This window comes from Streptomyces sp. NPDC044106 (assembly GCF_056433985.1).
The window spans coordinates 136,201-153,287 of sequence record NZ_JBWKFZ010000014.1 but is presented as its reverse complement, the minus strand read 5'-3'; the positions used below and the strand labels follow the sequence as shown (position 1 = coordinate 153,287).

Sequence of the window (17,087 nt, the reverse complement as noted above, 5' to 3'; positions counted from 1 at the left end):
CAGGTCTTCATGACCGCCCCGCGCGAGGGGGCGCCGCCCCCTCCCAATCGCGCTCCCCCCGCCGCCTCCACTCCACCGCCTCTTCCCTTCTTCGAACATGCGTACGAAAATGAAGCCATGGCCCCCACCGACCGCCATGCCGCCGACCGCGACACCCCCGACCACGACACCCCCGACCCCCTCGCTCCCGACCGCCGAACCGCCACCCTCGCGCTCGCCCACGCCCTGTCCGCCGCCGAGCGCGGCCTCGCGGTGATCCCGCTGTCCCGCACCAAGCTCCCCGCCCTGCGCTCGCCCCACCACGAGGACCCCCAACCATCCCTCTGCCACGGCGAATGCGGCCGCCCAGGGCACGGTGTGTACGACGCGACGACCGATCCGCGGCGCATCCGTGAACTCTTCGCCGCAGCCCCCTGGGCCACCGGTTACGGCATCGCCTGCGGACTGCCGCCGCACCATCTGATCGGCGTCGACCTGGACACCAAGTCCGGTACGGACGCTCCGGCGGCCCTGCGCGAACTGGCGCTGCGCCACCTCTTCACGATCCCCGGCACCGTCGTCGTGGCCACGCCGAGCGGCGGTCGTCACATCTGGCTGGCAGGACCGGCCCACACCGTGGTCCCCAACTCGGCGGGCCGGCTCGCCCCCGGCATCGACATCCGGGGCGCGGGCGGCTACCTCGTCGGCCCCGGGTCCCGCACCGAACACGGGCTCTACACCACCGTGCCCGGCACCGCCCACCTGCCGCCCGCACCCTGCCCACCCGCGCTGCTGCGCCTGCTCGTGCCCCCACCGCGCGCACACCACCGGCCGCCCCGCCCCGCGATGGACCTGCCGACCGGGCACCCCGACCCGGACTTGGACCCCCAACGCGGCCAAGGACTGGTTCAGTTCGTGCTCGCGGCGCACGACGGGCAGCGCAACACCCGCCTCTTCTGGGCCGCCTGCCGCGCCTACGAGAACGGCATCGGCGAGGCTCTGGCCCCGCAACTCGCCGATGCCGCCCTCCGCGTCGGTCTCACCGAACGCGAGGCCCACTCGACGATCGCCTCGGCGGCCCGGCTGACGGGACACGCCTGACGGGGGCGCCTGAGGGGACGCTTGACGGGCGCAGGAACGCCCGCGCTATCGCACATCCGTACGTCGCCGACCCCGCGCGGATGTCCACTGCCCCGAATGGAGGGCATGAACGTGTCCAGTGGCGGGGCGACGCGTTGATCACGCGGACGCCCGTCAGGTGTGCTGCTCCTCTGCCGGAGCGACGTCTCGTTGTGGCCCGGCAGGGCGCCCTTCGACTGGCACGTACTCAAGGAGAAACAAGCATGTCCGCAATGAAGAAGACCACCGCTCTCGTGTTGGGTGCCGGCGCCCTCGTTGTGGGCGGGGCCGGTCTGGCCTCGGCCGACGCCGGTGCCCAGGGTGCCGCCGTGAACTCCCCGGGCGTGATCTCGGGCAACGCCGTCCAGGTCCCGATCCACGTCCCGATCAACCTTTGCGGCAACACCATCGACATCGTCGGGCTGCTCAACCCGGCCTTCGGCAACACCTGCGTCAACGACTGATCAAGTCCGTCGCGCTGACCAACCAGAGCACGTCGTAATCGGCTCAGCACACACGCCGTTGCAGGCGCAGCAAGCCGAAAGGGGCCCCTGGGAGAATTCCCAGGGGCCCCTTCACGTACATGCCTCGTGGAGAGCGTGGCGTCCGAACGCAGCAGCCCTGATCAGGACGCCGGCGCCGATGGCACCGGGGCGGCCGGCGGTCGTCCGGCTCCGTACGCCGCGGCCATGGGGGAGTTGCCCGTGGTCACGAAGCTGCGGATGCCTTCCAGGTAGGTGTCGCGGTCGATCAGCCCGTCAAGGTCGGTGTCGAGAGCCTCGAATGCCGCGTCGGCGTCGCTTGCGGCATTCCCCGTCGCTGTACGAAGGCGGGTGAACTCCGCACGGCTCAGGCGTCCGTCGGAGTCGGTATCGGCGATGTCGAACAGGGAACCCAGGGCGGGTCGGCAGGAGCGTTCAAACGCGTCATGCCCCACCCATGTGCGGTACTCCTCGAACGTCACGCGCCCGTCGCGGTCGCCGTCCATGTCCCCGAAGACCGCCTCGTGAGCGGCTCGCGAAGCAGCGACGACGGGATGATGGGCGTCGCGGCCCATCGCGGAGGCCGCGCGGTCGACCCGTGCGAGGTATTCCGCATGCGTGATCACGCCGTCTCCATCCACATCCAGCATGGTGAAGATGCGATGTTGCGGTGAGTCGAATCCTGAGCTGGACACTGGTTTTCCTCCCGGCCGCTTGCGCTGACGGCGCCAAGGTACCCACGAATCCGACAAAAGCGGCGCATCAGAGGCGACAGGGCGTGTGGCAGCTTTCCGACCTGATCAACAGCGGGACTGACGCTGATCAAGACGAGACAGCGAGCACGAAAAAGGGGTGTCCCTGAACGGGGACACCCCTCATGACCTGCGCACGCACTGAACTGCAAGCGGTGGGTGTGGGATTTGAACCCACGGTGACTCGCGCCACGACGGTTTTCAAGACCGTTCCCTTAGGCCGCTCGGGCAACCCACCCCGCGCCGTCCGACCGGAAACGGATCAGGACGGCGCGGGGACAAGACTAGCGGGTCAGCTGTCGCCCTTGCGCTGGCCCAGGGTTACGTCGACCGTGTGCTCCTTGCCGTCGCGCTCGTAGGTGATCTTCACCGAGTCGCCCGGCTTGTGGGTCCAGATCTGGCCGATGAGGGTCGGGCCGCTGTCGATCGTCATGCCGTCGAGCTCCGTGATGACATCGCCGGGCTTGAGGCCCGCCTTGTCCGCCGGGCCGTTCGGGGTGACCGGATCCGAACCGTCCGCGCCGCTGCGCGGGCTGATCGTCGCGCCGGCGCCGTCCTGCTGGAGCGAGACCGAGGCACCGATCACCGGGTAGACCGGCTGGCCGGTCTTGATCAGCTGCTGGGCGACCTGCTTCGCCTGGTTCACCGGGATCGCGAAGCCCAGGCCGATGGAGCCGGACTGACCACCGCCGCCGAAGCCACCGCCGCTGTCGGCGGGCTTGATCGCGGAGTTGATGCCGATGACCGCCCCGCGCGCGTCGAGCAGCGGGCCGCCGGAGTTGCCGGGGTTGATGGAGGCGTCGGTCTGCAGGGCGCTCATGTACGAGCTCTTGCCGCTCTGGCCGCCGTCGCTGGAGGTCACCGGGCGGTTCTTGGCGCTGATGATGCCGGTGGTGACGGTGTTCGAGAGGCCGAAGGGGGCGCCGATCGCGATCGTCGAGTCGCCGACCGCCACCCGGTCGGAGTTGCCGAGCTGGAGCGGGCGCAGGTCGCCCGGTGCGTTCTTGAGCTTGATGACCGCCACGTCGTAGCCCTCGGCGCGGCCGATGACCTCGGCGGCGTACTTCTTGCCGTTCGAGAACGTCGCCTGGAGCTTTCCGCCCTCGGCTGCCGACGCCACCACGTGGTTGTTGGTGAGGATGTGGCCCTGCTTGTCGTAGACGAAGCCGGTGCCCGTGCCGCCCTCGCCGCCGCCGCTCTGCGCCTCGATGGTGACGACGCTCGGCAGGGCGTCGTTCGCGGTCTTGGCGACCGATCCTGGCGCGCGCTTGAGATCGGCGGGGGTGTCCGCGGCGGAGACCGTCGTCGAACCCGTGTCGTTGTCGTTCCGCTCGGCCGCCCAGTAGCCGACGCCACCGCCGATGCCGCCCGCCACCAGGGCAGCCACGAGCACCGCGGCGACCAGGCCGCCGCGCCGGCCGCCGGGCTTCGGCTCCTGCGGCTGGTACGACGCGCCCCAACCCGACCCGGAACCACCGCCCGTGGCGTACGAGGGCACGGCGGGCGGCTGCGGAGGCGGCCAGTTCCCGGCGCCGGAAGCGCTCTGCGGAGCCCCCGCGTGCGCCGGGGTGGGGGCGTGCCCGGGAGCGGCGTGCGCCCCCTCGTGGCCCGGCTGCCCGGTGGGCGCGGGAGGTACGGAAGGTGCGACGGCATCGGCGGGCCCCGGGTGCACGGCGCCGTGACCGGCACCATGACCCGCCCCGTGGTCGGCACCACCACCCACCCCGTGATCGGCGCCGTGGTCGGCCCCGGCGACGGGCCCGGCCGCGGGACCGGCGGCAGCGGAGTCGGCAGGAACTGCGGGAGCGTCCACCGGCGCGGGAGGCGCGGACGGGGCCTTGGGTACCTCGTTGCCCTCGTTCTCGGTGCTCACAGCTCTTCTCCTCGGTCCATGCTGTCGTTGCGTGCGTTCTCGGTCACGGCCTGGGGCGCCGACTGTGCGTCCGTCCGTCCTCTATGGACATCCGGACAGATGGGCATCTGTCCATGTAGGCATCTGTCCATCTGTCTGCAGTCAGCTTTTCCCATGGGCTGTCAGGGCACCATAAGCCGAGCCTGTGTGTCCGGCGCCCCCGGAGGGCACCGTCCGGCGAGCCGCCGAGTACCCCGTGATGGCACCATGACGCGGTGACCCTCGCACGACAGCACCAGATCCAGGTCGTCGCCCACCGCGGAGCGTCCGAGGACGCTCCCGAGCACACGCTGGCCGCGTACAAGAAGGCGGTCGAGGACGGCGCCGACGCCCTCGAATGCGATGTCCGGCTCACCGCCGACGGCCACCTTGTCTGCGTCCACGACAGGCGCGTCAACCGTACGTCGAACGGCCGCGGCGCCGTCTCCGCCCTCGAACTCGCCGATCTCGCCGCCCTGGACTTCGGGTCCTGGAAGAGACACCACGGCGAGGCCGAGGAAGGGCCGGACTGGGAGGGCTCCACGGGCGCCGACACGTCCGTCCTCACCCTGGAGCGGCTGCTGGAGCTGGTGGCCGAAAGCAATGCATCGGGGCGTCGCGTACGGCTCGCGATCGAGACCAAGCACCCCACCCGTTGGGCGGGCCAGGTGGAGGAGCGCCTGCTTCTGCTGCTCAAGCGCTTCGGCCTTGACGCCCCCTCCTCCGAAGCCGATTCGCCGGTACGGGTCATGAGCTTCTCGGCGCGCTCACTGCACCGCGTACGGGCCGCATCGCCGACGCTGCCGACCGTCTACCTGATGCAGTTCGTCTCGCCGCGCCACCGTGACGGGCGCCTTCCGGAAGGCGTACGCATCGCAGGCCCCGGCATGCGGATCGTGCGCGGCCACCCCGGGTACGTGGCCAAGCTGAAGCGCGCGGGACACCAGGTGCACGTGTGGACCGTGAACGAACCGGAGGACGTCGAACTCTGCGCCGAACTGGGTGTCGACGCGATCATCACCAACCGCCCCAAGCAAGTTCTGTCCCAACTGAATCAGCTGGGACTTCATTAACTCCGGTTACAGGGTGTGCACCGGCGCGTTCGGTCCGTATTCGATCGTTACGAGTGCGTCACCGGACGTCGAGTGGCCGGTTTCCGGTCCAGTCCATTGGGGCATCCACACCGTGGCGTGGGGCGAAGGAGGTCTCGGGGGTGGCGTTGGTGGTGGCACGGGAGGTGCCCACGTCGTCGAGCATGGCCGTACCCCATGGCCCTGCGGGCGTGGGGGAAGCAAGACACCGGATGCGCAGTCAGCTGCGCATGAGCGGGGTCTCGGAGTCGGTCGTCGACGATGCCGTACTGGTCCTGTCGGAGTTGCTCAGCAATGCCTGCCGGCACGGCAGGCCGCTGGGCCGCGGGATGGTCGGCGACGGTGACGTGCGGGCGGCGTGGCACGTCGACAAGGCGGGCCTGCTGACGGTCGAGGTGACGGACGGCGGCGGACCGACCCGCCCGCTCCCGGCCACCCCGTCGGTCACGGCGCGCGGCGGCCGCGGGCTCAACATCATCACGGCGCTCGCCGAGACCTGGGGCGTCCGCGACGACGCGCACGGCGAGGTCACCGTGTGGGTCGTCCTGCGAGCGGGGCACCGTCACGAGGACTTCGCTACGCGCGTCGCCGCGCCGTCGGCGGCCGCGATAACCGACCTCGCCTTCCCGGACCCCTTCGACGACCTCGACTGAGGCAACCGCCGGGCACCGCACGGGCACCTGCCGGACGGTCGCCGGGCCACACGTCCCGACGGCCCCCGTACCAACGGCTAGGCTCGCGCCCGTACGCAAGAGAGCCGTAGCCGGGAGACACCCAAGATGGCCAAGAAGCGCCCCCAGACCAAGGGCAAGCAGTCGCAGCTCAAGAGCGGGACCGGCGCCTCGGGCGCCGATGAGAACTACCCCGTCGTCGGCGCCCGCGAGCCCTGCCCCTGCGGTTCGGGCCGCCGCTACAAGGCCTGTCACGGCCGGGCCGCCGCCCACGCGGTGACCGAGCTGGTGCAGCGCCCCTTCGAAGGCCTGCCCGGCGAGGGCGACTGGGTCGCGCTGCGCGAGCTGGTCCCCGCCGCCACGGTGGAGCTGACCCTCAAGGGCGGGCTCCCCGAGGGCGTTCCCTCGGTCTCCCTCGCCACCGTGCTGCCGATGGCCTGGCCCGCGCTGCGCCGCGACGACGGCTCGGTCCTGCTCGGCCTGCAGAACGACACCGCGTCCGGCGACATCAGCCGCGACCTCGCCGACACCCTGCAGCGCGCCCTGGAGGCCGAGCCGGGTACGCCGGTGAAGGGCCGCCGCGCCCCGGCCGACGGTCCGCGGCTGCAGGACCTGCTCGACCCGGCGGGCCCGTTCGAGCCGATCGTGCACTCGGGCTTCGAGTTCTGGGTGCCGGACGCGGAGAACGCGACGCCGGAGGTCTCCGCCTCCCTGGAGCGGGCGAACGACGCCGCCATCCCGACCGCCAAGCTGACCGGCGTGGACGCCGCGTACTGGTGTGAGACGCCGGACAAGAACCACCTGCGCTGGGTCATGCCGCACCCCGAGGAGCAGCTCCTTGACGCGCTGGCCCGGCTGCACGCGGCCGGTACGTCGAGCCTCGGCGAGGGCACGCGCCTGGTCGGTTCGTTCCGTGCGCACGGTCTGACCGTGCCGGTGTGGGACCTGCCGAGCGACGTCGGCGCCGCGGACGTCGAGAAGCCCGCGGCGCAGTTCGCGGAGCGGCTCGCGGCGGCGCTCGCCTCCGACGCGCCGCTGACCGCGGACGAGCGCCGGGCGCGCGGCGGCCTCACCAACCGTCAGGTCACGCTCAGCTGAACCATCGGCCGGTCGGGGCGGTAGGGGTCGTATGCGTGACTCCTGTCACAACTCCCCGTAGGGACAGATAAATCCCTGTCCGGATAACTGGGATCGAATTTGCCAAGAGCCGATCTCTTGTTACCGTTCAGGTAGCCCGGTTGCTGGTGCATCCCCCGTCGCCAGCAACCGGGCCTTTTTCATTTCCCGGGACCGGTTCGGGTCTCAACTGCCTTGCGCCGACGCGGAGTTGCTCCCGGAGCGCAGCAGCAGTCGGCCCGTCTCCCCCGCCGCGTACTCCGCCACCGCCGCGTACGCCGCCGCCTCGCCCGCCGTCCGCTCACGCGGGGTCTCGCACGTCGCCGGTTCGTCCCCCACGCCCACCACACAGTGCATTTGCACGGTGCGAGCGCCGGGACCCATCAGGGTCAGCACGGCGGTCAGCTCCTCGCCGGTGGCATTGCGGTAGTACGTGCGCGCCCAGGTGTCGCGGGCGCGCGTGAGGACACAGGTCTGCGCCTCGATGCCGTCGGGCGAGGAGAGTTCGGGGCCGCACCGCGCCGCGGTGGTCTCTCCGAGGACCGCGGGCAGGGAGGACTCCGGACCGGACCCCGCAGACCGGTATGGCTCCGAAGGGGCGTTCGAGGGGGCGCGTGAGGGGGAGGGAGGGGGCGACTTCGCGTCACCGTCACCCACCGGCCCCGCGGACGCGCCGGCGAGCGGTAGAAGAACCGTGACGGCCACGACGCCCAGGAGCACGATCAGGCGGGGTTGCATGAGCCGAAGATATCGACAGTGGGCGCGCGGCCCGGCCGCCGCGCGCCCGATTCCCCTACAACTCGGGGGCGCTCACACCCGTACGAGTGAGGGCGTCCACGACGGCGTCCACCACCGCCTCGACGTCCGGCACCCAGGGGGCGGCCGAACCGGGCAGCGGCGCGCGCTCCCAGCGGACCCTGCCCTGCCCCGTCTCGGAGGGGGGCAGGGCGAGATAACCGCCCTCCCCGTGGAAGCGCAGTGAGCCGGGGACGTAGTCCTTCGTATAGAGGAGCTCACCCAGCTGGGCCATGGAGTACGGCGCGACGAGCACATGGAGCCTGGTCTCGGTGGCGACCACAGGGCCGAGCCTGATGCCGGCTTCGTCGAGCGCGGCGAGGGCGCGCACGCCCGCGTCCACGGGGAGGCTCACGGCGCACGGGGCGCTGCCTCCGGTGGCGAGCACGACGGGTGCGCCCGGTCGGTTGGTCCACCACCAGCGGACCATCCGCTCATCGGTGGTGGCGGCGAGGAGGCCGGGGTCGAGGGGGTGCGCGCCCGGCACCGCGCAGTCGAGGTCGGGGCAGGCGCACCGGGTGCCGTCGCGCCGGTCGAGGCCGACTCCGGGCAGTACGGGCCACCGCCATGCGGTCGCGAAGGTCAGAGCCGCGCCGAGCTGTCCGGCGCTCCGGCCGGGCTTTCTTCCGATTCGCCAGGACAGGAGCCTGCGTCGCCTTCCGAGGATCTCGCGCATGAGCGCTCGTTCCTTTCCGTTGCACGCCGACGGTTAGCCGGGGAGACTGCGGGCCACATCACACCATGTGTGGATCTCTTCGCTGTACGTACGAGCTGGCACATCCGACCCCAGCCTGCGGCATGGGGAACCACTCTGAACCGAGCGTTGACGTGGCGTGGGGTGGCGGCGCCTGGCGTTTGCCGTCCCGCGATATTGCTTGCCGCCTCCGCCACGGGAGGATGGGGCACGGTCGTCGTGAGTTAGGACGCCCGGGTCCTTGGTCAGGTTCCGGACGGGTCCCAACTGCCCCTGGCCATCACTGAGTACGTACCCAGCGCGACCACTGCAACGCTTTACCGAACAACCTCAGTCGACCCCAATATGCCCTAACCCGCCGCTGTTTTCAGCCATATTTTCAAGATCTTTTACCGCTTGATCAATTCCCACGGACACCAGGAATCCCAGCAGGACAATGCTGGACATCCCCTCACCAGTGCGTGTACATCTGGAGGCATTGCTAGCGGCGCATAATGACATGGGGGTTTGCGATGCTATTGAGCATTACGCACCGGCCGGAAAGCCGTCAGCCATGAACACCCCTCACCTTCCGAAAGTGGCCGGAATCGATTCCACTGTTCCACCACCGGCCCACACTGTCGCGCCGACCGCGCAGACCACGCCCGCCGCAGCGCCCACGAGGAGCACTTCCGTGCCGGGCGCACCGGGCGCCGTGCTCCAGGACCGGCTCGCGGGATGGGTCTCCGACCTCACCACGCTGCACGAACTGACCGAACGGCTCGCCCGCACGGCCACCCTCGACGACGCCCTGCAAGAGCTCCTGCGCGCGGGTGCCGCGCTGGTGGGCGCCCGGCGCGGTCTCGCCGTCGTGGAGCCCGCCGACGGGCTCGGCCCCGAGACCACCGTGGGCCTCGGCCTCGACCGCGCCGACCTCGGGCACATCGAGACGGTGCCGCGCGCCGCCACCGCGTACGGCAGGATCCTGGACGCCGCGGAGGGCGGGGCGGACGCCGCGGCCGGTACTGGGCCTGCTGCCGCGTCTGCTGCTGTGCCCGGCGCCGTGCCCGGGGAGATCGCGCAGCCCGATCTGCTCGCCGACGACGCTCTCGACCCGCGTCACCGCGAGGTCGCCGCCCGCCTCGGATACGCCGCGAGCTACGCCCTGCCGCTCGCCTCCGACTCCGCGGGCCGGATCGGCGCCGCCGTCTGGCTGTACGACGAGCCCGCCGAACCCGCCGAGCGCCGCCGCCACCTCGTCGGGCTCTACACCCGCCACGCCACCGAGCACGTGGCGCGGCTGATCGAACTGGACCGCGCCCGCGCCGCCGACGCCACCCTGCGCGAGGAGCTCATGCCCTCGCGGCTGCCCCGGGTCGCCGGTGTGCAGCTCGCCGCCCGGCACCGCACCGGGCCGCGCGGCGGCGGCGACTGGCACGACGCGCTGCCGCTGCCGGACGCGGCGCTCGGCCTCGCCGTCGGGTCCGTGACCGGGTCGGGGCCCAGCGCCGTGGCCGCGATGGGCCGTCTGCGCGCCTCCCTGCGCGCGTACGCCGTGATGGAGGGCGAGGACCCCGTCGCCGTCCTCTCCGACCTGGAGCTGCTGCTGCGGCTGACCGAGCCCGCGCGGTCGGCGACGGCCCTCTTCGCGTACTGCGAGCCCGCGCTGCGCAAGGTCGTCCTCGCCGGGGCCGGCCACAGCCCGCCGCTGATCATCGGGGAGCGGCGCACGGAGTTCGTGGAGACCTCGCTCTCCGCGCCGCTCGGGATGCTCGCCTGCTGGGAGGCGCCCAGCGTGGAGATCAGCCCGGAGCCCGGAGAAACGGTGCTTCTCTACACCGACGGGCTGCTGTACCGCACCGGCGAACCGATGGACCGGGCCTTCGCGCGGCTGCACGCGGCGGCGGCGAGCGTGCCGCGGGGCATCAGGGACGACCCCGGCGCGATCGCCGATCACGTGCTGCACACCGTCCTGCCTGACGGGCTCGACGCGGTGGACAGCGACGAGGACGTGGTGGTACTCGCGGCCCGCTTCGAGTGAGGCGCCAGGCACGCGCGGTAAGTGGCCTTCCGGCCCTGGGACCCCTTCCGTACACCCGTACGATGGAGGGTGGCCCAGTGTCGTACATAGGAGGCAGACCGTGTCGGAGGCGCTCAACCCGGTGACCCCGGAAGAGACCGAAGAAGAGCCGATCAAGCAGCGCAAGAACGGCCTGTACCCGGGCGTCTCCGATGAGCTCGCCGAGAACATGAAGTCCGGCTGGGCCGACACCGAGCTGCGCGACCTGCAGCCGATCGCGCAGGCCGAGCACACCGCGGCCCGCCGCGCCGCGCTCTCCGCGCGCTTCCCTGGCGAGCGCCTGGTCGTCCCCGCGGGCAACCTCAAGACCCGTTCGAACGACACCGAGTACGCCTTCCGGGCCTCCTGCGAGTACGCGTACCTCACCGGCAACCAGACCGAGGACGGCGTCCTGGTCCTGGAGCCCACCGAGAGCGGCCACGACGCGACGATCTACCTGCTGCCGCGCTCCGACCGCGAGAACGGCGAGTTCTGGCTGGACGGCCAGGGCGAGCTCTGGGTCGGCCGCAGGCACTCCCTCACCGAGGCCGAGAAGCTGTACGGCATCCCCGCCTCCGACGTGCGCGAGCTGACCGGCGCGCTGCGCGAGGCCACAGGACCGGTCCGCGTGGTCCGCGGCCACGACGCCGGGATCGAGGCGGCCCTGACCGACAAGGTCACCGCCGAGCGCGACGAGGAGCTGCGCGTCTTTCTCTCCGAGGCCCGGCTGGTCAAGGACGAGTTCGAGGTCGGCGAGCTGCAGAAGGCCGTCGACTCGACCGCCCGCGGCTTCGAGGACGTCGTGAAGGTCCTCGACAAGGCCGAGGCCACCAGCGAGCGCTACATCGAAGGCACGTTCTTCCTGCGCGCCCGCGTCGAGGGCAACGACATCGGCTACGGCTCCATCTGCGCCGCGGGCCCGCACGCCACCACCCTGCACTGGGTGCGCAACGACGGCGCGGTGCGCTCCGGCGAGCTGCTGCTGCTCGACGCCGGTGTGGAGACGCACACGTACTACACCGCGGACATCACGCGCACGCTGCCGATCAACGGCCGCTTCGACGCGCTGCAGAAGAAGATCTACGACGCCGTGTACGAGGCGCAGGAGGCGGGCATCGCGGCGGTGAAGCCGGGCGCCAAGTTCCGCGACTTCCACGACGCGTCGCAGCGCGTGCTCGCCGAGAAGCTGGTCGAGTGGGGCCTCGTCGAGGGGCCGGTCGAGCGCGTCCTCGAGCTGGGCATGCAGCGCCGCTGGACGCTGCACGGCACCGGCCACATGCTCGGCATGGACGTCCACGACTGCGCCGCCGCGCGCACCGAGGCGTACGTGAACGGCACGCTGGAGCCCGGCATGTGCCTGACCGTCGAGCCCGGCCTGTACTTCCAGGCGGACGACCTGACCGTGCCGGAGGAGTACCGCGGGATCGGCGTCCGGATCGAGGACGACATCCTCGTGACGGAGGACGGCAACAAGAACCTGTCGGCCGCTCTGCCGCGTACGTCCGACGACGTCGAGGCGTGGATGGCACGGCTCAAGGGCTGAGTGTTCCCGCAGAACCGGGTCCCCTCTCGAACCGGGTCTCCTCTTAAAGAGGAGGCCCGGTTCTGCGTTTTCGGCCTTTACAGGGGGCCTTTACAGAGGGTTTAGCGCTCGTCCTCGCCCGCGACCTTGGCGGTGCTCAGGGCGATGCGGTTCCAGGTGTTGATGGTGAAGATCAGGGCGAGGACGCGGGCCAGCTCCTGCTCGTCGAAGTGGCGGGCCGCCTCAGCGTAGACGTCGTCCGGCACACTGCCCCGGGAGACGAGGGTGACGGCCTCGGTCAGGGCGAGGGCCGCCTGCTCCTTCGCCGTGAAGAAGTGCCTGGCCTCGCGCCATACGCCGATCATGTGCAGCCGCGCCTCGTCCTCACCGGCCTTGCGGGCGTCGGAGGTGTGCATGTGGAGGCAGTACGCGCAGCCGTTGAGGAGCGAGGCGCGGATCTGGACCAGCTCGACCAGGGCCGGGTCGAGACCGTCGCGGGCGGCGGCGTCGAAGCCTATGAGGGCCTTGAACGCCTTGGGGGCGGCCTGGGCGAAGTTGAGGCGAGGGGTGAGGATGGCGGCCGGGGTGGAAGCGGTCTGCGGGGTGTTCGCGGTGTGCACGTTGTTCGTCATGACGATGAATCTAGGTCCGGGAAAGACCTCGCGTAGGGTGCATTCCCATGGCGGAATCATGGGTCAATTCGGCGGAACGCATCGGCAGTGACCTGCATGTGGAGCTGTCGGGTCCGGGCAGTCGCCGCGCCGTTCTGATCCGCGCGCTGCGCGACGCCGTACGCGAGGGCCGCCTCGCCCCGGGCACCCGTCTGCCGCCCTACCGTTCGCTCGCCGCCGACCTCGGCCTGGCCCGCAACACGGTCGCCGACGCCTACGCCGAACTGGTCGCCGAGGGCTGGCTGACGGCTCGGCAGGGATCCGGGACCAGGGTGGCGGAGCGCGCGGCGCCGCCCAAGCGGCCGCGACGGCCGAAGCCCGCACCCGCCCGGCCCGCCACCCCCGCGTACAACCTCCGCCAGGGCACACCGGACGTGGCGTCCTTTCCCCGCACGTCTTGGCTCGCCGCCGCCCGGCGTGCCCTGGGCGCCGCGCCCAACGAGGCCTTCGGTCCCGGCGACCCGCGCGGGCGCGTCGAACTGCGGCTGGCGCTCGCCGACTACCTGGCGCGGGCCCGCGGGGTGCGTGCCGGCCCCGAGCGCATCGTGGTCTGCTCCGGGTCCGCGCACGCGCTGCGGCTGCTCTTCGGGGGCGCGCCGGGCGCGGGCGCCGGCGTGCTGCGAGGCCCCTTCGCCGTGGAGTCGTACGGCCTCGGCTTCCACCGGGAGATCCTGGCGGATTCGGGCGTGCGGACCGTGCCGCTCGGCCTGGACGAACGGGGCGCGCGCGTCGAGGAGTTGGCGGGGCATCCCCGAGTACGCGGCGTACTGCTCACGCCCGCGCACCAGTTCCCGACCGGTGGCCCACTGCACGCGGCCCGGCGCGCCGCGGTCGTCGACTGGGCCCGCACCGGTGGCGGGGTGGTCCTTGAGGACGACTACGACGGCGAGTTCCGTTACGACCGCGAGCCGGTCGGCGCCGTGCAGGGCCTGGACCCCGAACGCGTCGTCCACCTGGGCTCGGTGAGCAAGAGCCTGTCCCCCGCGGTGCGCCTCGGGTGGATGGTGCTGCCCGAGCACCTCGTCGACGGCGTCCTCGCGGCCAAGGGGGAGCGGGAGGCGTGGGCGAGCGTCCTCGACCAGCTCACGCTCGCCGACTTCATCGCCTCCGGGCAGTACGACCGGCACATCCGCCGGATGCGGCAGCGCTACCGGCGCCGCCGCGACCGCCTCGTCACCGCCCTCGCCGAACACGCCCCGCACATCACGGCCACCGGCATCGCGGCGGGCCTGCACGCGGTGCTGCGGCTGCCGCCCGGCACGGAGGCGTCCGTGGTCAAGGCCGCGTCCTGGCAAGGGATCGCGCTGGAGGGGCTCGCCGGTTTCCGGCACCCGCGGGCCACGATGCCGGCCGGGGACGGCCTCGTCGTCGGGTACTCGACGCCGACGGAGCACGCGTACGACGCCGCGGTCGAGGCGCTGCTGCGGGCGCTGCCACCCGCCGACGACTCCGTCGGGGTCCCTGCCGAGACGGATCGGTAGCCACCGGGCAGGGGCGGCGCGGTCAGTCCGAGGAGTCCTCCGGGTACGGCACCCAGCGGAGCTCGTCGACGTCCCGGCGGACCGTGCCGAAGGGGACGTCCGCGAAGTGGACGCCGAAGCCGATGGTGCCCGGCTCCGCGAGCTCGGCGACGAGCGCGCGGCGGACCTCGGCGGCCGCGTCCCGGTCCAGGTCGGGGGAGGCCGACCAGTCGGGGCGGGCGATCTGGAGGGGCGAGTGCAGGGCGTCGCCGAACGCGATGACGCGCTGCCCGCCGTCGGAGATGACGTACGCGGTGTGGCCCGACGTGTGGCCGGGGAGCAGCCGGACGTGGACGCCGGGGCGGATCTCCTCACCGTCGGCCACGGTGCGCACCCGCGGTTCGAGGGCGCCGAGGATGTCGTCGTCGAGGCCCTCCGCACCGGCGTGGTGGCGTCCCGTCCACTCCTGCTCGGACAGCAGGTACTCGGCGCCGCCGAGCGCGGGTCCTTCGCCGCCGGGCGCGGACTGCCAGGCCCAGCCGACGTGGTCGGGGTGGAGGTGGGTGAAGGCGACCGCGCCGATCCGCGCCGGGGGCCGGCCGGCCGCGGCCAGGCTGTCGAGCAGCGTCCCGCTCCGGACGGCGCCGATCCGCCCGCCGTCCTGCGCGGGCATCGTCAGCGGGCCGAAGCCGGCGTCGATCAGCAGGGCACCCACGGCGTCGTCGTTGTCGCCACCCTCGCCCTCGCTGGCTCCGCCCTCATCACCGGCGCGCTCGACGAGCAGGCCGCCGATGCTCGCCGTCAAGTAACCGTCGGCGTCCAGGTATTCGGGGTGGGCGGCCCAGTCGTCCTCGGTGGAGGCGGAGAACCAGAGGCGCGGTGACAGCTGCACCGCGCCGTCGGGTATGTACGTCAGCTTCGTACGGCCGATTCGCAGCGAGCGCATGCGCGCGGGGCGCCGGAGCCGGCCGTTGCCATCTGCCGTCGTAGGCAGGGGAGTTGTCATGGTTGCTACCAACCATGGTGGGGACAGTCGCATTCCCCCGCCACCTGCCGTCCGGCCGTGGCGAATCGTTTCTCAGGGCGTGCGGCCGGCAAGCCGTCAGGCCGTCATCAACGGCGCGTCCGCACGCCATTTGAGAATCTTGTCGAAGCTGATCACCGCGCCTCTGCCGGGTTTGTTGGCGAGGTGGACGTGGTCGGCGAGTTCCCTGATCAGGCACAGGCCACGGCCGTGCTCGTCCGTCTCCGCGGCGGGCGGCCTTGGCGGCGGACAGCCGCGTGAGGAGCCGGGGAAGCCGGGGCCGGAATCGGTCACCTCGATGCGGCACTTCTCGCCGTCCAGATAGGCCGTGACCCGGTACCCGCCCGCGCCGCCCAGCGCGCCGCCGGGGTTACCCGCACCGCCGTGCTCCACGGCGTTGGCGCACGCTTCGCTGAGAGCGACCGACAGGTCGTAGGAGACGTCGGGGTCCACGCCCGCCGTCTCCATCGTGCCGATCAACAGGCGGCGGGCGAGCGGAACGCTCGCAGCTTCGCGCCGCAAATGGAGAGACCACCAGATGCTCATGCTCCAGCCTCCTGGCTGCGGCTCGACATACCGATACGTATTGCCACACCCGCCCGCGGATAAGCGCACGGTTGACGTGATACCGCCCATACGGCGGACGCGCGGCCCCGGCCGCTCCGTGTAGGCCCGCGGCGCCTCGGGGTCCCTCGCAGCCCGTCTTAGAGCCTCAGACGCCCCAACACCCTGGAACCGGACCTTCCGGACCTGCCGTACGCACCGGACGGGTCCAGTGCGATGATGGCCCGGCCATGAACGCCCCCCACCAGCGCCAGCCGCGCGACGGAGCCGATCTCCGGCTGCTCAGGGCCGCGACATTCGCCGCGGTCTGCGTCGTGCTGTCCGCCGGGGGCCATGTGCTCGCTTCCTGCGCCGCCGTCCCGCTGTGGACGCTGGGCGTGGGCTTCCTTCTCGTCCTCGCGGTCGCGCTGCCGCTCGCCGGGCGGGCCCGTTCGCTGCCCGGCATCGCCGCGCTGCTCGCGGCCGGACAGCTCGGCCTGCACGCCCTGTTCGGCCTCGGCCAGCACGGCACCGCGGTCACCACCGCCGTCACCCGCAACGGTGACGGCTCTCTGGTGGAACGGGCCGCCCGGCTGGTCTGCGGGGCGGGCGCCGCGCCGATCACGCCCGCGCAGGCCCACCGGATCCTCACCACCGCCGGGTTCGGACCCGGTGGCGCGGGACGTTCGGTCGGTTCGGGCACTCTCGGAGCGGGCCACTCCGTCGCCCACGGGCACGGCGGATCCGCCGCCGCGGCCGCGGACGCCGCGCTGGACTCGGTGACGAGTGCGACCGGCGCACCGGGCGGCGGCCCGCTCGGGTCGATGGGCTCGATGGGATCGATGGGCGCCATGTCGCTCCTGCCGTCCCTGCCCATGCTCATCGCCCACGTCCTCGCGGCCCTGGCCGCCGGCTGGCTGCTGCGCCGCGGCGACATCGCGCTGCTCCGCCTCATCCGGCTCGCCGACGGGGCGCACGGGGTCACCGAAGGAGCGCTGGTACGTTCCTTGCGCTCGGCGCTCACCCTCGTACGCGCCCTGCGGGCGGGTCTGCCCGGCGCGCCCGAGACGACCGGCCCGCCGGTTCCGCGCACCGCGCTGCTCGCGCCGCCGAAGCCGCGCACGGTCGCGCTCGAGGACGCGGTGATCAGGCGCGGTCCCCCGGCCGGCCTCCTCGATCTCGAACTCGCCGCCTGACGCGACACTCCACACCGCTGTACGGAGCAGTGCTCCACACCGC

Annotated in this window: 16 protein-coding genes and 1 tRNA gene; 9 read left to right on the top strand and 8 right to left on the bottom strand. The window is 72.1% G+C overall.

Features of this window, described 5'->3' with window-relative positions:
* Nucleotides 1-117: 117 nt before the first annotated feature.
* Nucleotides 118-1,080, top strand: a complete 963-nt coding sequence (locus AC07DI_RS25980) for a bifunctional DNA primase/polymerase (protein WP_478906290.1) — start codon at nucleotides 118-120, stop codon at nucleotides 1,078-1,080.
* A gap of 242 nt (nucleotides 1,081-1,322) precedes the next feature.
* A complete protein-coding gene (locus AC07DI_RS25975) occupies nucleotides 1,323-1,562 on the top strand; it encodes a chaplin (protein ID WP_478906289.1) in 240 nt (79 codons plus the stop codon).
* Between the two features lie 161 nt (nucleotides 1,563-1,723).
* On the opposite strand, the gene AC07DI_RS25970 is transcribed toward AC07DI_RS25975, so the two are convergent.
* From AC07DI_RS25970 to AC07DI_RS25960, 3 genes are all read right to left on the bottom strand, one after another.
* A complete protein-coding gene (locus AC07DI_RS25970) occupies nucleotides 1,724-2,275 on the bottom strand; it encodes an EF-hand domain-containing protein (RefSeq protein ID WP_478906288.1) in 552 nt (183 codons plus the stop codon).
* A gap of 210 nt (nucleotides 2,276-2,485) precedes the next feature.
* Nucleotides 2,486-2,570 (bottom strand) — tRNA-Ser (locus tag AC07DI_RS25965).
* Nucleotides 2,571-2,624: 54 nt separating this feature from the next.
* Nucleotides 2,625-4,205, bottom strand: a complete 1,581-nt coding sequence (locus AC07DI_RS25960) for a S1C family serine protease (protein WP_478906287.1) — start codon at nucleotides 4,203-4,205, stop codon at nucleotides 2,625-2,627.
* A gap of 254 nt (nucleotides 4,206-4,459) precedes the next feature.
* On the opposite strand from AC07DI_RS25960, the gene AC07DI_RS25955 reads away from it, so the two are divergent.
* The 3 genes from AC07DI_RS25955 (at nucleotide 4,460) to AC07DI_RS25945 (ending at nucleotide 7,083) form a co-directional block, all read left to right on the top strand.
* Nucleotides 4,460-5,296 carry a glycerophosphodiester phosphodiesterase gene (locus AC07DI_RS25955; RefSeq protein WP_478906286.1) on the top strand — a complete coding sequence of 279 codons (837 nt, stop codon included), beginning with the start codon at nucleotides 4,460-4,462 and terminating at the stop codon, nucleotides 5,294-5,296.
* Between the two features lie 53 nt (nucleotides 5,297-5,349).
* A complete protein-coding gene (locus AC07DI_RS25950) occupies nucleotides 5,350-5,967 on the top strand; it encodes an ATP-binding protein (RefSeq protein WP_478906285.1) in 618 nt (205 codons plus the stop codon).
* A 126-nt stretch (nucleotides 5,968-6,093) separates the two neighbouring features.
* A complete protein-coding gene (locus AC07DI_RS25945; RefSeq protein WP_478906284.1) occupies nucleotides 6,094-7,083 on the top strand; it encodes a DUF5926 family protein in 990 nt (329 codons plus the stop codon).
* A 204-nt stretch (nucleotides 7,084-7,287) separates the two neighbouring features.
* Here AC07DI_RS25945 and AC07DI_RS25940 read toward each other — a convergent pair whose 3' ends face one another.
* Both AC07DI_RS25940 and AC07DI_RS25935 read right to left on the bottom strand, forming a co-directional pair.
* Nucleotides 7,288-7,839 carry a hypothetical protein gene (locus AC07DI_RS25940; RefSeq protein ID WP_478906283.1) on the bottom strand — a complete coding sequence of 184 codons (552 nt, stop codon included), beginning with the start codon at nucleotides 7,837-7,839 and terminating at the stop codon, nucleotides 7,288-7,290.
* 55 nt (nucleotides 7,840-7,894) lie between these two features.
* Nucleotides 7,895-8,572: a bifunctional DNA primase/polymerase gene (locus tag AC07DI_RS25935; protein WP_478906282.1), complete on the bottom strand. Its 678-nt coding sequence runs from the start codon at nucleotides 8,570-8,572 to the stop codon at nucleotides 7,895-7,897.
* 454 nt (nucleotides 8,573-9,026) lie between these two features.
* Here AC07DI_RS25935 and AC07DI_RS25930 point away from each other — a divergent pair, with 454 nt between their 5' ends.
* Nucleotides 9,027-10,610, top strand: coding sequence for a PP2C family protein-serine/threonine phosphatase (locus tag AC07DI_RS25930; RefSeq protein ID WP_478906281.1), 1,584 nt, complete (start codon nucleotides 9,027-9,029; stop codon nucleotides 10,608-10,610).
* A gap of 100 nt (nucleotides 10,611-10,710) precedes the next feature.
* Entirely contained in the window at nucleotides 10,711-12,171 is a 1,461-nt protein-coding gene (locus AC07DI_RS25925) for an aminopeptidase P family protein (RefSeq protein WP_478906280.1), read from the top strand.
* A 101-nt stretch (nucleotides 12,172-12,272) separates the two neighbouring features.
* Here the strand turns inward: AC07DI_RS25925 and AC07DI_RS25920 are convergent, their stop codons facing one another.
* The gene (locus AC07DI_RS25920; protein ID WP_478906279.1) at nucleotides 12,273-12,782 is read right to left on the bottom strand and encodes a carboxymuconolactone decarboxylase family protein; all 510 of its coding nucleotides are present in this window, start codon (nucleotides 12,780-12,782) and stop codon (nucleotides 12,273-12,275) included.
* 47 nt (nucleotides 12,783-12,829) lie between these two features.
* On the opposite strand from AC07DI_RS25920, the gene pdxR reads away from it, so the two are divergent.
* Nucleotides 12,830-14,302 carry a MocR-like pyridoxine biosynthesis transcription factor PdxR gene (gene pdxR, locus AC07DI_RS25915; protein WP_478906278.1) on the top strand — a complete coding sequence of 491 codons (1,473 nt, stop codon included), beginning with the start codon at nucleotides 12,830-12,832 and terminating at the stop codon, nucleotides 14,300-14,302.
* Nucleotides 14,303-14,324: 22 nt separating this feature from the next.
* Here pdxR and AC07DI_RS25910 read toward each other — a convergent pair whose 3' ends face one another.
* Both AC07DI_RS25910 and AC07DI_RS25905 read right to left on the bottom strand, forming a co-directional pair.
* A complete protein-coding gene (locus AC07DI_RS25910) occupies nucleotides 14,325-15,227 on the bottom strand; it encodes an MBL fold metallo-hydrolase (RefSeq protein WP_478906277.1) in 903 nt (300 codons plus the stop codon).
* A 156-nt stretch (nucleotides 15,228-15,383) separates the two neighbouring features.
* Nucleotides 15,384-15,851 carry an ATP-binding protein gene (locus tag AC07DI_RS25905; protein ID WP_384254554.1) on the bottom strand — a complete coding sequence of 156 codons (468 nt, stop codon included), beginning with the start codon at nucleotides 15,849-15,851 and terminating at the stop codon, nucleotides 15,384-15,386.
* A 248-nt stretch (nucleotides 15,852-16,099) separates the two neighbouring features.
* Here AC07DI_RS25905 and AC07DI_RS25900 point away from each other — a divergent pair, with 248 nt between their 5' ends.
* The gene (locus tag AC07DI_RS25900) at nucleotides 16,100-17,044 is read left to right on the top strand and encodes a hypothetical protein (protein ID WP_478906276.1); all 945 of its coding nucleotides are present in this window, start codon (nucleotides 16,100-16,102) and stop codon (nucleotides 17,042-17,044) included.
* The last annotated feature ends 43 nt before the right edge of the window (nucleotides 17,045-17,087 follow it).